Consider the following 12,966-nt stretch of genomic DNA (forward strand, 5'->3'; position numbering starts at 1 on the left):
TACGTTAACTTTCAAAAGGAGGATTTTCTTATGTATTCAATGGAACAAGTAGTAAACTTAGCGAAACATCGCGGTTTTGTTTTCCCTGGTTCTGAAATTTACGGTGGTCTTGCAAACACTTGGGATTACGGTCCACTTGGAATCGAATTAAAAAATAACGTTAAAAAAGCTTGGTGGAAAAAATTCATTCAAGAATCTCCACATAACGTTGGTTTAGACGCAGCTATTTTAATGAACCCAAAAACTTGGATCGCTTCTGGTCACGTTGGTAACTTCAACGATCCAATGATCGACTGTAAAAAATGTAAAGCGCGTCACCGTGCTGACAAATTAATTGAAGATGCATTAGATACAAAAGGCATCGAAATGGTTGTTGATGGTCTTACTTTCGACCAAATGGCTGACTTAATGAAAGAACATGAAGTAAAATGTCCTGATTGTGGTAGTGAAGATTTCACTGAAATCCGTCAGTTCAACTTAATGTTCAAAACATTCCAAGGTGTTACCGAGTCTAGCACGAACGAAATCTTCCTTCGTCCTGAAACAGCACAAGGTATTTTCGTAAACTTCAAAAACGTACAACGCTCTATGCGTAAAAAACTTCCATTTGGTATTGGCCAAATCGGTAAGAGCTTCCGTAACGAAATTACGCCTGGTAACTTCACATTCCGTACACGCGAATTCGAACAAATGGAACTTGAATTCTTCTGTAAGCCTGGTGAAGATTTAGAGTGGTTCGCATTCTGGCGTGAAACTTGTAAGAACTGGTTACTTTCACTTGGTATGACTGAAGAAAGCATGCGTCTTCGTGACCACGGTGAAGAGGAATTATCTCACTACAGTAACGCAACAACTGATATTGAATTCAGATTCCCATTCGGTTGGGGCGAACTTTGGGGCGTAGCATCTCGTACAGACTTCGATTTAAAACGTCACATGGAACACTCTAACGAAGACTTTAACTATATCGATCCACAAACGAATGAGCGTTACGTACCGTACTGCATCGAGCCATCTTTAGGTGCTGACCGCGTAACATTAGCATTCTTATGTGATGCATATGAAGAAGAGCAATTAGAAAATGATTCTCGTACAGTTCTTCGTTTCCACCCTGCTTTAGCACCATACAAAGCAGCAATCTTACCATTATCTAAGAAGCTATCTGAAGGTGCTACTGAAGTATTCGCAGAACTAGCTAAAGACTTCATGGTAGACTTTGACGAAACTGGCTCTATCGGTAAACGTTACCGTCGTCAAGACGAAATCGGTACACCATTCTGTATCACTTACGACTTCGACTCAGTTGAAGATAAAGCTGTTACAGTACGTGACCGTGACACAATGGAACAAGTTCGTATGCCAATTAGCGAACTAAAAGGTTTCTTAGAGAAGAAAATCCAGTTCTAATTATAAGAAAAAGAGGCGCTCTATTGAGCCGCCTCTTTTTACTTTTCACGTTTTTCTTTAATTGCTACTGTACATCTTGATATACATAGTAAATCGTCATTCTCATCAATAATACGCACATCCCAAACCATCGTTGAATGTCCTCTATGTATCGGTGTTCCAATCGCTGTTACAATTCCATCTTTCTTTGAGCGAATGTGATTTGCATTAATTTCTAGACCGAAACAGATACATTTCTCTTGATCAATTAAATTGTATGAACCGACACTTGCTACTGTTTCTGCTAACGCAACAGAAGCACCACCGTGTAAAAATCCAAATGGCTGATGCGTACGCTCATCTACAGGCATCGTAGCAACCACCTTATCTTCTGTCATCTCTAACAACTCAATTCCAAGTGAATCCATTAAAGTTTTTGCCATATCATTTCCCCCTTCTCTTACTTTAATTTAATGTATAATTTTACCTATTTGTTTTCAAACTACTTATAACACTTATATAAGGAGGTTTCACCTAAATGAAACAGAAATTTTGTATATTACTGCTTATGTTCTCCTTGCTGACTATTGTACCAAATTGTACACTAGCCGCCAAAGCATCCAACCTGACAATTGATGTTCAGACTGTAACGCAAAAAGGTAAGAAACCTTATATAGAATATCAAATTAACAGACCTTCTTTTCACAATTTTTCCGATTCTAAATTTCAAAATAAGCTCAATTTCTATTACAAAAAATCTACTGACAAATTTAAAACCAAATTAGAGAAAGAAGCAAAAAAATATTATAAAGAAACAGAAGGGTCTAGCACACCATTTCATCCGTACGTGGCGAATGTTGATTATAAAGTCTCCTTAAACAAACCACCTTTTCTTAGTCTATATGTGAATTACTATCAATATACAGGCGGAGCACACGGTCTGTATACGTGGAAGGCAAACACATTTGATTTAAATGAAAAAAAGTTACTACACTTAGATGATGTATTTCAACAAGAAGATAAATATAAAGAAGTAATCCGTGCTGAGATTGTAAGACAAATTAAACAAAATGAAAGCATTTATTTTCCCGATGCAACTGAAAAGGTCATGAGCACAAAAAAGTTCCACTTCTTTTTAGAACCGGACAATCTCGTCATTTATTTCCCTTTATATGAGATTGCTCCTTATTCAAGCGGTATTCCGCAATTTCGTATTCCATATACGTTGCTAAGAGATTATTTGAAGCCTTCTTATCAAAATATTTTAATTGACAACAAGTAAATATTTTCGCTACGATAATGTTAACCTAAAAACAACAGGAGGTTAACATTATGAGGAGATTTCATGTTTTAGATTTAGCATTAGCTGCCATGTTCGTCGCTCTTATGGCCATTGGTGCAAATATTGTATCTTGGGCACCATTCCTACAAGTAGCAGGCATCCCATTATCTATGCAACCATTTTTCGCAATTTTAGCAGGGCTTCTTCTTGGAAGTAGACTTGGTGCATTATCAATGACTGTTTACATGCTTGTTGGAGTAGCAGGTGCACCAATCTTCGCTAACTTCAAAGCAGGATTTGGGGCACTTCTAGATCCTACTGGTGGTTTTATTATCGCATTTATTATCGTTGCTTACGTATCAGGAAAACTAGTAGAACAAAAGGAAAAACCAACATTTCGTACATTTGCAATTGCCTCTTTCACAGGAATCATTTTAACTTATATTATCGGTACTACTTATATGTACGGGGCAGTCAATCTCTTCATGGGCGGTAATATGAGCTATAAAACAGCTTGGATGATTATGATGTGGTTCGCAGTAAAAGATATTGTATTTACCATTATCGGTGCTATTATCGCACCTCGTATATACTATGCTGTACGTCGTTCCGCTTATCAGCATTCTCATTCGACGATTTCATAATAAAAAAGAGTTATTTCAGCATACTGAAATAACTCTTTTTTTATATTAAGAATTTTGCTTCGTGTATTCTTCTAAAATTTTCTGCATCATTGGAACCATGTCATCACGTAATTCTGGGTGTTGCAGGGCCATTTCGATTGTCGTTTGAACGAATCCTAACTTTTCACCTACGTCGTAGCGCTTTCCTTCGAAATCGTAAGCGAATACACGTTGAATTTCGTTTAAGTTTTGGATTGCATCTGTTAACTGAATTTCACCACCAGCACCAACATGTTGCTGTTCTAAGAACATGAAGATTTCAGGTGTTAAAACGTAACGTCCCATAATTGCTAAGTTTGAAGGTGCTGTACCTGCTGCTGGTTTCTCAACGAAATTGCGAACTTGGTAACGGCGTCCTTCTTGCTCTAATGGGTCGATAATTCCATAACGGTGTGTTTCATCTTCTGGAACCGTTTGTACACCAATAACAGAAGAAAGCGTTTTATCATATTCTTCAATTAATTGACGTAAACATGGTTTTTCAGCTTGAACGATATCATCACCTAATAAAACAGCAAACGGCTCGTCACCGATGAATTTACGTGCACACCAAACTGCATGCCCTAATCCTTTTGGTTCTTTTTGACGGATATAGTGAATATCTACCATTTTTGAAGAAGCCTGTACTTTTTCAAGTAACTCATACTTTTTCTTTTCTAATAAGTTTTGCTCTAACTCAAATGCATTATCAAAATGATCTTCAATAGAGCGCTTCGTTTTACCAGTAACGATAATAATATCTTCGATTCCTGATTTTATCGCTTCTTCTACAATGTATTGGATAGTTGGTTTATCTACTATCGGTAACATTTCTTTTGGCATTGCTTTTGTAGCTGGTAAAAAACGTGTTCCTAATCCAGCTGCTGGGATTATCGCTTTTCTTACTCTTTTCATCACAAAATACCCTCTCTTCTGTCAGAATCAATAACGATTATTTCCTTACATAGAACAAAAGGGAGGCTCCACTCCCTTTTATTCCCTACTACTTAAAATTACTTTATATTATAAACGATTCATAATATCTTCTTTAATAGTAAGTAACTTTTGTTCACTATTTTGTAAAGAATTATCTTGAACACCAAAGTAGAACTTAATCTTCGGTTCAGTTCCAGATGGGCGTAGGCAGAACCAAGAACCATCTTCTAATTGATATTTTAACACATTTGATTTCGGTAAGTGAATCTCTTCTTTATGTCCATCTTGTAAAGATGTAACGATGCTCGCTTTATAGTCTTCAACTGCTACAACTGTTAAGCCCGCTACTTCTTTCGGAGGATTCTCACGGAATGTTGCCATCATCTCTTGGATTTGTTCCGCTCCATCTTTTCCTTTTAGCGTTAACGATACAAGGTCTTCACGGAAGAAACCGTACTTCGCAAATACTTCTAATAGACCATCGTATAACGTTTTACCTTGTGATTTGTAGTATGCAGCTACTTCACATGCAAATAGAACAGATTGTACTGCATCTTTATCACGACAGAATGGACGGATTAAATAACCATAGCTTTCCTCATAACCGAATTGGAATGCGTATTGTCCGCTTTCTTCATACTGTTTAATTTTCTCACCGATAAATTTAAATCCAGTTAGCGTATCAACTGTATCTAAACCGTATGCTTTCGCGATTGTACGGCCAATTTCAGACGTTACGATTGTTTTTAATACAACACCGTTTTCTGGAAGCGTTCCGTTTTCTTTCTTTTGAGATAATAAGTAATCAAGCATTAATGCACCTGTTTGGTTACCAGTTAATACTTGGAACTCACCATCGTGATTACGAACTGCAACGCCTAGGCGGTCTGCGTCAGGATCCGTTGCGATTAACACATCTGCGCCTACCTTCTCACCGTCACGAATTGCATACTCAAACGCTGCATGCTCTTCTGGGTTCGGTGATTTCACTGTAGAGAAGTTCGGATCTGGTAACTCTTGCTCTTTTACAACTGTTACATCTGTAAATCCAACTTCTTCTAAACCACGGCGTACAGAAATATTTGATGTTCCATGTAATGGTGTAAAGACGATTTTTAAGTCTTTACCAACATTTTGTACCATTTCTTTATTAATGATGACATTGTTCAATTCTGCTGCATATGCATCATCTACTTCTTGTCCAATAATATGTAATAAACCGTCAGCTTTTAATTGCTCCACATTAGCAACCTCAACTGTTAACTCATCCTCTACTGCATTTACATAGCTAATTAACTCATCAGCTTCTTTTGGAGGCAACTGCCCACCATCTTCACCGTATACTTTGTAACCGTTATATTCAGGAGGATTATGGCTTGCCGTAAGAACGATTCCACTTACTGTATGTAAATGACGAACTGCGAAAGAAAGCACTGGCGTTGGACGTAAGCTTTCAAACACATATGTAGTAATACCGTGCGCACCCAGTGTAGCAGCTACTTCCATTGCAAATTCAGGTGATTTATGACGAGAATCATACGCTACAACAACACCGCGTTTTTTCGCTTCTTCACCTGACTTTTCAATAAACTTCGCTAATCCTTGTGTCGCTTTACGAACTGTATATACGTTTAAACGGTTCGTACCAGCACCCAGTTCACCACGCATACCACCTGTGCCGAACTCTAGATTTTTATAAAAACTGTCCTCGATTTTCTTCTCATCTTGCTTCATGTTTTCTAGCTGCTCTTTTAATTCTGTATCTAATTCTGCATATGAAAGCCAGCGACTAAATTCTTGTTTCCAATTCATATTTCTATCTCCTCTCACTTGTCATACCTTTATTATATGAAAAAAACAACCTGTATCTCAATATTTTTTACAATCTAACAGGATTTTACTAGGAATATTTGTATACACTATGGTTAAATACTCCACTAAAGGGAATGAGGATTATGCAAGAATGGGGCTTGTCAGAAGAGCTCAAAATACAAACAAAGCAAATGATTGAAATTGCCGAAAAAGAATTATCAATTATGAGACAAGCAATTGATCAAGAAGATGAATGTATTTTGTGCAAAATGGAAGATATTCATCATATGTTAGCAAACGTACAAACATTGGCAGCTACATACTATATTCAAGCGTATTTATCACCTTATACAGAAAGCTCACATTTTATCACAACAGCTGTTCAACATTTAAGTGCCCGAAAACATGGTGCTCTTATCGTTGTAGAACGAAACGAGACACTTCATCCTTTCGTTCAAACCGGAACAACGTTAAACGCTCATTTAACCGCACCACTGCTCGAATCCATTTTTTATCCAGGTAATCCTCTTCATGACGGAGCCGTTCTCGTTAAAAATAATCATATTGTTTCAGCTGCTAATATTCTTCCATTAACGAAAAGCACAGAAGTTGATTCTGAGCTAGGAACACGTCACAGAGCTGCTATTGGCTTATCAGAAAAAAGTGATGCGCTTATTTTAGTTGTCTCTGAAGAGACAGGTCGCACTTCATTTGCCTTAAATGGGACGTTATATACGATTTCTTTATAGGATCCATCTTTCACTATGGAACAGTACAATAGGAAATAAAATTATATCTACTTACCGAAAAAAGCTGCCCATAATCATACTAATAAAAAAGGCTGTTCCAAAATATTGGAACAGCCTTCTCTTATGGATCTTACTCTTCTCCGAAACGCTCAACAAATGTTGCAAGTGTACGTACCATTGCGCCTGTTGCTCCAGCTGGTCCTAAATCATGCGCTCCTGATGTTTCAGATGTTCCAGCGATGTCTAAGTGTACCCATGGTGTATCTTCAGCGAATTCACCTAGGAATGTACCTGCCATAACTGCATGTCCTTCACGACCTGGTGAGTTATTTAAATCAGCAAACTTACTGTTTCGAACGCGTTCTTTATCACGATCAAAAATCGGTAATTGCCAAATTGATTCATCTGTTTCCATAGATGCCTCTAGCACTTGCTCAAACAACTCTTCATTGTTTGTCATTGCGCCTGTCGTATGATTTCCAAGTGCTACAATTACACCACCTGTTAATGTCGCAACATCAATCAGATAGTTTGCACCTAGTTTTTTCGCATACGTAATACCATCAGCTAACGCTAGGCGACCTTCTGCATCTGTATTTAATACTTCAATTGTTTTTCCGCTCATAGATGTGATTACATCGTCTGGCTTAAATGCTGTACCACTTACAACGTTATCAGTCGATGGAATAACAGCAATCACATTTTGCTCTGGACGAAGTTCACCGATAATTTCCATTGCACCTAATACAGAAGCAGCACCGCCCATATCACCTTTCATACCGACCATGCCTTCACGTGGTTTTAAAGAATAACCACCTGTATCGTATGTAATCCCTTTTCCAACGAATCCAATGACATCTGTCCACTCTTCTTTTCCTTTATAAATAAGAGCGATCATTTTTGGTGGCTCTGTACTACCTTGGTTTACTGCAAGTAACGCACCCATACCAATATCTTCCATCTCTTCTTTCTCAAGAACTTTATAATCCATATCATACTTTTCCGCTAACTCAACAGCATACTCAGCAAGCTTTGTTGCTGTTAATACGTTTGGCGGCATATTTACAAGTGTACGAGCTGAATTTGTTGCACGTCCATGTACGTATCCAACTGTTAATGCAGCTTCAACTTCTTGTGCATCTTCCGCTGTAATAGCCGTGAACTTCTCTAGTTCCACACGATCCTTTTTATCTGATTTATACGTTTGTAACTCATATGTACCAAGACCTTGTACTTCTGCTGCAATGTGAGCTACATCAATCGCGTCTAATTTCTCTGTTACGAAAGAATCAAGTAAGATTGCTGCATCTTGTACTTTTGCTGCCTGCAGTGTTTTAAACGCCTTACCAAGAGCAGCACGTAATGTTTCCGTCGTATACGATTCTTTCTTTCCTAAACCAACGAAATAATAACGTTTCACATTTGTTTTCCCTAAACTATGTACTTTCGAAATAGCTTTCTTCTTAGTAGAAAGTTCTTTCTCTTCTAATAAAACTTGTAATTGTCCTTCAAACGCTTTGTCCAGTTCTTGTACAAAACTACTCGTTTTCTCTTCTTCAAATAAGGCAACAATTACCGCTTCATGGCTTGCGAATTCTTTTTGTACTTGAAACATGTTCAGACCCCCTAAATTTCTCTACTCTACCTTTATTATAACTTTATTTTCGATAAAATGCGACAATTCTAACTTCTGTTACATCCTATATAATCCATACTTCTTCTATATAAAATTAAAAAAGCCTAGCGTAATTCCCACTAGACTATCTTTGTTTTAAATATTGACCGCGAAATACTTGCATCGTTTCGTCTTGATTTAACATCGTTAACTCTTCCTCTGAAAACTTACCATCTCCAACTTTCACTACATACACATTTACTTTTTTCTTACCCCATTGGCTATAAACATCTTTCACCGTATCATAGTACAAATCAAGGCGGTTTCCTTTTATTGCACCGCCCTTATCAGCTACTACACCATATCCATAACCTGGTACGAATAAAATTGTTCCAATTGGGAATACGCGTAGGTCCGCTGCGATTGTGGAATATAAATCCCTTTTCGCCTTAACACCTGAATATGTAATACCATACTCCGGATGTCCCGGCCTCTTACCAGTTGACTCAATTCCTGACGTATAACCTGTTGCAGTCATTTCAATTGAACGATATTTAGACCAGTCTTTCGCCTGCTCTAAAGCATTTATCACTTCTTTACTCGGAGCAACATTTCTCTTAACTTCTGCTGCATGTACTTCTTTTGCACTCGTTCCCTCATATCTCTTTACAATCTCTAATAAAGAAACTCCTGTGAAAGCATTCCATGTTACGCATAATGCGGATACAAGTAAACAAGTCATCATAATGCGAATACAATATCGTTTTAACATTTTTATATTCCACACTCCTTCATCGTTAATCATTCCCTATACAATGAAGGAATATGCAAAAAAATAATCCCCAAATGAATTGGAGATTAAAACATTTGATATCCGCTTTTCCGAAGTTTCTTAATTATAATTCCGGCCAAGGCAGCACCTACTAATCCAGTAGATAGAATAAACACATCTGCCTGTCCTAAATGCGATACACTTGTCCCAAATGAAGAGAACGCTTCTTTCGGCTTTGAAAAATAATCCCACATACTCGCTTTATTAATAATAAGCATACAAATAATTGGATACACAATAACCATTACCCACGTAGCTCGCAAAATCATGTTGAGTAAAAATCCAATTCCAAAAAACAAAATGAAGAATAACATCATTGAAATAAGTAGTACCGGTATACTCACTCTTTCTCCCTCTCCTTCGTCTGTGCCGTAAATACGTGATAGGCTGTATAACCAAATTGCTCTCCTGGATCTAATGTTTTGTTCATCTCAAGATGTAGTTCTGACCTTCCTTCAAACAAATATTTGATAAGTAAAGACGTATTTGGATCGTCTGCAATCGTATGTGGATGTAAAAATGCTACTTCAGACAATTCTTTCTCCTGTACAATAATGTTTTCTCCTTCAGGCTCCAAAAGGAAAATAATCATATTATCACTAATCTCATTGCGAATCACACCCGATCGAACACCAATGATCCCCTTCACATGAGCGACGATACCTGTCTCTTCTAACACTTCACGTTTCACAGCTTCATCAACCGTCTCACCTTCATTTACAAAACCAGCCGGTAAAGACCATTTCCCCTTTAATCCACTGTATTTTTTCTTAACGAACAGCCACCTGCCATCTTTTGTAGCTACTAAGCCACCAACAGCTAGCCATACTTTCCCTCGTTTCTCCATGATGTAATACCCTCCTCTACTAGAACGGACAGAATATTCTTTCTTTTTTTATATATTATACTATATTTTTAATACGAAAAAAGCAGAAACAGCTCTTAGCCGTTTCTGCTTTTTTCTACTATATATTAAAATAACTTCAATTTACCTTTTTTAAGAACTAATAAAGGTCCACCTAATAAGAATAGGTAACGGTTATCGATAACTTTCTTCATGAAGGAAGCTTTCCAACCTGTTAACTTTTTGCCCATAACAACGCCCATTGCATCGTCATGACCTAATGAACATACAGATCCTTTATTGTCGAATGCGAATGTTTTCATTTCGCCTTTGCCACGAACTAATACAGTTAAGTTGTGTGCAATGTTGTAACCTTGTTGAATTGCGATTTGTGCTGTTGGTGGGTATGGACGGTTAATTTCTTCGTTAATGATTAACGCTGCGTCACCAACCATGAATACATCTTCGTATCCTGGAGCGTGCATGTACTCATCAACTTTTACACGTCCGCGCATTGCTTCAAAGCCAGACTCTTCTACAATACCGTTACCACGAACACCTGCAGCCCAAACTACTGTTTCAGACTTTAGTAATTCAGTATCATCACCGTTTGCAACGATAATACCTTCTTCAGTTGCTTCTTTAATTGCTGTACCGATGCGGAATTCTACGCCTTTTTTCTCAAGTTGTTTTACAGCGTATTCTACTAATGCTGGATCGAAACCTGGAAGTGCTGTTGGAGCAGCTTCTACACAGATGATACGTGCTTTTTCACGTGGTACATTGTACTCTTTGCAAAGTTCAGGAACACGATTTGCAAGTTCACCTACGTACTCGATACCAGTAAATCCAGCACCACCAACAACGATTGTTACTAATTCATCGCGTTGTTCAGTTGCATATTTAGCGAAACTAGCTTCCATATGCTCACGAATTTGACGAGTTGCATTAATGTTAGCGATTGAGAATGCATACTCTTTTAATCCTGTAATTCCGAATGTTTCTGATTCGAAACCAAGACCGATTACTAAGTAGTCATACTCTAACTCGCCGTCTTTTAAGATAATGCGTTTTTCAGCAGCTTTAATTTCTACTACTGTATCTTGTACAAAGTTCACTTTATTTGTATCAATAACGTCTTGAATATCTAGACAGATTTTTTCATCTTGTAATGTACCAGCTGCGCTCTCGTGTAACCAAGTCGCTTGGTAGTGATAGCTGTTGTTATTTACTAACGTAATTTCAGCTTCATTTACAGATAATGCTTTTTGCAGACGAACAGTCGTAATCATCCCGCCATAACCTGCACCTAAAACTACGATTTTTGGAGTCTTCACCAAATCACAACCCTTTTCTTTATATAATATTAATAAAAAATAATACCAAGTACTAAAAACTCTATTTGTCAAGAATGTGGAATTTATCACATTCTATATCGTAACAAAACGCAGTCAAAAAATCGTACGAATTTTGTCATAGAAATTTAACATAATACTTCCCTATATTAGTCGGTTTTATTCCAGAATTCAAGCGTCTGGCGAATTATCAATATTTTAAAATAACATAGCGTTTTCAAGGGTTTTTCAGCCTTTTTTTCATGTATTTTCCTTTCACCCTATTTTATACAATTAAAAAAGCATCTATGCGAAAACTTACACACAATTCAGTCGTTTTCGGAAGTATTATGAACTCAAATATGCTATCATTTATTTGAAAGTGTCATCATTTGCAGGATTTTCGTGTACATATGAACAATATATGAAATCAATATCAAAATTCCATCTATAGGGGGAATGAAAGTGGCAGAAAATCAAAAAGTTTACGACATAACAATTATTGGTGGTGGTCCAACAGGACTGTTCACAGCATTTTATGGCGGTATGAGACAAGCAAGTGTAAAAATCATTGAAAGCTTACCTCAACTTGGAGGACAATTATCCGCACTCTACCCTGAAAAATACATTTATGATGTAGCTGGATTCCCGAAAGTGCGCGCACAAGAATTAGTTGATAACTTAAAAGAGCAAATGAAGAAATTTGACCCAACCGTTTGTTTAGAAGAAGCTGTTGATACGCTTGAGAAACAAGCTGACGGTATATTTAAACTTGTTACGAATAAGCAAACTCACTATTCTAAATCAGTTATTATTACTGCTGGCAATGGTGCTTTCCAACCACGCCGCTTAGAATTAGAAGGGACAGCAAAGTACGAAAAGAAAAACTTACATTATTTTGTTGATGATATGAATAAATTTGCTGGTAAGCGTGTCGTAGTATTTGGCGGCGGCGACTCAGCAGTGGATTGGACAATGATGTTAGAGCCGATCGCTGACAAAGTTACAATCGTTCATCGCCGTGATAAATTCCGTGCGCATGAACATAGCGTAGAAAGCTTAATGAATTCTCGTGCAGAAGTAAGCACACCATACGTTCCAGTTGAACTCATTGGTGATGACAAAATTGAACAAGTCGTTCTTCAACACGTAAAAACAGAAGAAAAAATTATCATCGATGTCGATGATGTTATCATAAACTACGGCTTCGTTTCCTCTCTTGGTCCAATTAAAAACTGGGGCTTAGATATACAAAAAAACAGCATTCTCGTGAACTCAAAAATGGAAACAAATATTCCTGGCATTTACGCTGCTGGTGACATTTGTACATATGAAGGAAAAGTGAAACTCATTGCTTGCGGCTTTGGTGAAGCACCAACAGCAGTAAACAATGCAAAAGCTTACTTCGATCCAAGCGCAAAACTTCAACCGATGCATAGCTCAAGTATGTTTTAATATACAAAAATAAAGCTCCTTCCATGTATGGAAGGAGCTTTTACTTTATATATATTAGA

At 37.4% G+C, this 12,966-nt stretch carries 13 protein-coding genes; 5 read left to right on the top strand and 8 right to left on the bottom strand.

The window, feature by feature from the left end; translation table 11 throughout:
* Positions 1–30: 30 nt before the first annotated feature.
* Positions 31–1,407 carry a glycine--tRNA ligase gene (locus tag KZZ19_RS24105; RefSeq protein WP_088098221.1) on the top strand — a complete coding sequence of 459 codons (1,377 nt, stop codon included), beginning with the start codon at positions 31–33 and terminating at the stop codon, positions 1,405–1,407.
* Between the two features lie 38 nt (positions 1,408–1,445).
* On the opposite strand, the gene KZZ19_RS24110 is transcribed toward KZZ19_RS24105, so the two are convergent.
* Positions 1,446–1,829 carry a hotdog fold thioesterase gene (locus tag KZZ19_RS24110; RefSeq protein ID WP_001140610.1) on the bottom strand — a complete coding sequence of 128 codons (384 nt, stop codon included), beginning with the start codon at positions 1,827–1,829 and terminating at the stop codon, positions 1,446–1,448.
* A gap of 95 nt (positions 1,830–1,924) precedes the next feature.
* Between KZZ19_RS24110 and KZZ19_RS24115 the strand changes: the two genes are divergently transcribed.
* Positions 1,925–2,668, top strand: coding sequence for a DUF3298 and DUF4163 domain-containing protein (locus KZZ19_RS24115; RefSeq protein WP_088098222.1), 744 nt, complete (start codon positions 1,925–1,927; stop codon positions 2,666–2,668).
* 50 nt (positions 2,669–2,718) lie between these two features.
* Entirely contained in the window at positions 2,719–3,312 is a 594-nt protein-coding gene (locus KZZ19_RS24120; protein WP_088098223.1) for a biotin transporter BioY, read from the top strand.
* 45 nt (positions 3,313–3,357) lie between these two features.
* Here the strand turns inward: KZZ19_RS24120 and galU are convergent, their stop codons facing one another.
* Both galU and KZZ19_RS24130 read right to left on the bottom strand, forming a co-directional pair.
* On the bottom strand, positions 3,358–4,245 hold the full coding sequence (gene galU / locus KZZ19_RS24125; protein WP_088098224.1) for a UTP--glucose-1-phosphate uridylyltransferase GalU: 888 nt from the start codon (positions 4,243–4,245) through the stop codon (positions 3,358–3,360).
* Positions 4,246–4,353: 108 nt separating this feature from the next.
* On the bottom strand, positions 4,354–6,078 hold the full coding sequence (locus tag KZZ19_RS24130; RefSeq protein ID WP_088098225.1) for a phospho-sugar mutase: 1,725 nt from the start codon (positions 6,076–6,078) through the stop codon (positions 4,354–4,356).
* A 143-nt stretch (positions 6,079–6,221) separates the two neighbouring features.
* Here KZZ19_RS24130 and cdaS point away from each other — a divergent pair, with 143 nt between their 5' ends.
* Positions 6,222–6,827: a sporulation-specific diadenylate cyclase CdaS gene (gene cdaS, locus KZZ19_RS24135; protein ID WP_088098226.1), complete on the top strand. Its 606-nt coding sequence runs from the start codon at positions 6,222–6,224 to the stop codon at positions 6,825–6,827.
* A 130-nt stretch (positions 6,828–6,957) separates the two neighbouring features.
* Here cdaS and pepA read toward each other — a convergent pair whose 3' ends face one another.
* The 5 genes from pepA to KZZ19_RS24160 form a co-directional block, all read right to left on the bottom strand.
* A complete protein-coding gene (gene pepA, locus KZZ19_RS24140; protein WP_237982101.1) occupies positions 6,958–8,442 on the bottom strand; it encodes a cytosol aminopeptidase in 1,485 nt (494 codons plus the stop codon).
* A 145-nt stretch (positions 8,443–8,587) separates the two neighbouring features.
* Positions 8,588–9,214, bottom strand: coding sequence for a 3D domain-containing protein (locus KZZ19_RS24145; protein WP_237982100.1), 627 nt, complete (start codon positions 9,212–9,214; stop codon positions 8,588–8,590).
* A gap of 86 nt (positions 9,215–9,300) precedes the next feature.
* Positions 9,301–9,618 (bottom strand): YuiB family protein, encoded by a 318-nt coding sequence (locus KZZ19_RS24150; protein ID WP_237982099.1) that lies wholly within the window; start codon positions 9,616–9,618, stop codon positions 9,301–9,303.
* On the bottom strand, positions 9,615–10,121 hold the full coding sequence (locus tag KZZ19_RS24155) for an NUDIX hydrolase (RefSeq protein ID WP_237982098.1): 507 nt from the start codon (positions 10,119–10,121) through the stop codon (positions 9,615–9,617). The genes KZZ19_RS24150 and KZZ19_RS24155 overlap by 4 nt, the downstream gene beginning before the upstream one ends.
* A gap of 125 nt (positions 10,122–10,246) precedes the next feature.
* Complete coding sequence (locus tag KZZ19_RS24160) at positions 10,247–11,455, bottom strand: NAD(P)/FAD-dependent oxidoreductase (protein ID WP_140392588.1); 1,209 nt, start codon at positions 11,453–11,455, stop codon at positions 10,247–10,249.
* A 462-nt stretch (positions 11,456–11,917) separates the two neighbouring features.
* Here KZZ19_RS24160 and KZZ19_RS24165 point away from each other — a divergent pair, with 462 nt between their 5' ends.
* Positions 11,918–12,907 carry an NAD(P)/FAD-dependent oxidoreductase gene (locus tag KZZ19_RS24165; protein WP_141532670.1) on the top strand — a complete coding sequence of 330 codons (990 nt, stop codon included), beginning with the start codon at positions 11,918–11,920 and terminating at the stop codon, positions 12,905–12,907.
* The last annotated feature ends 59 nt before the right edge of the window (positions 12,908–12,966 follow it).

It is taken from the genome of Bacillus thuringiensis (genome assembly GCF_022095615.2).
Lineage (GTDB): Bacteria > Bacillota > Bacilli > Bacillales > Bacillaceae_G > Bacillus_A > Bacillus_A cereus_AG.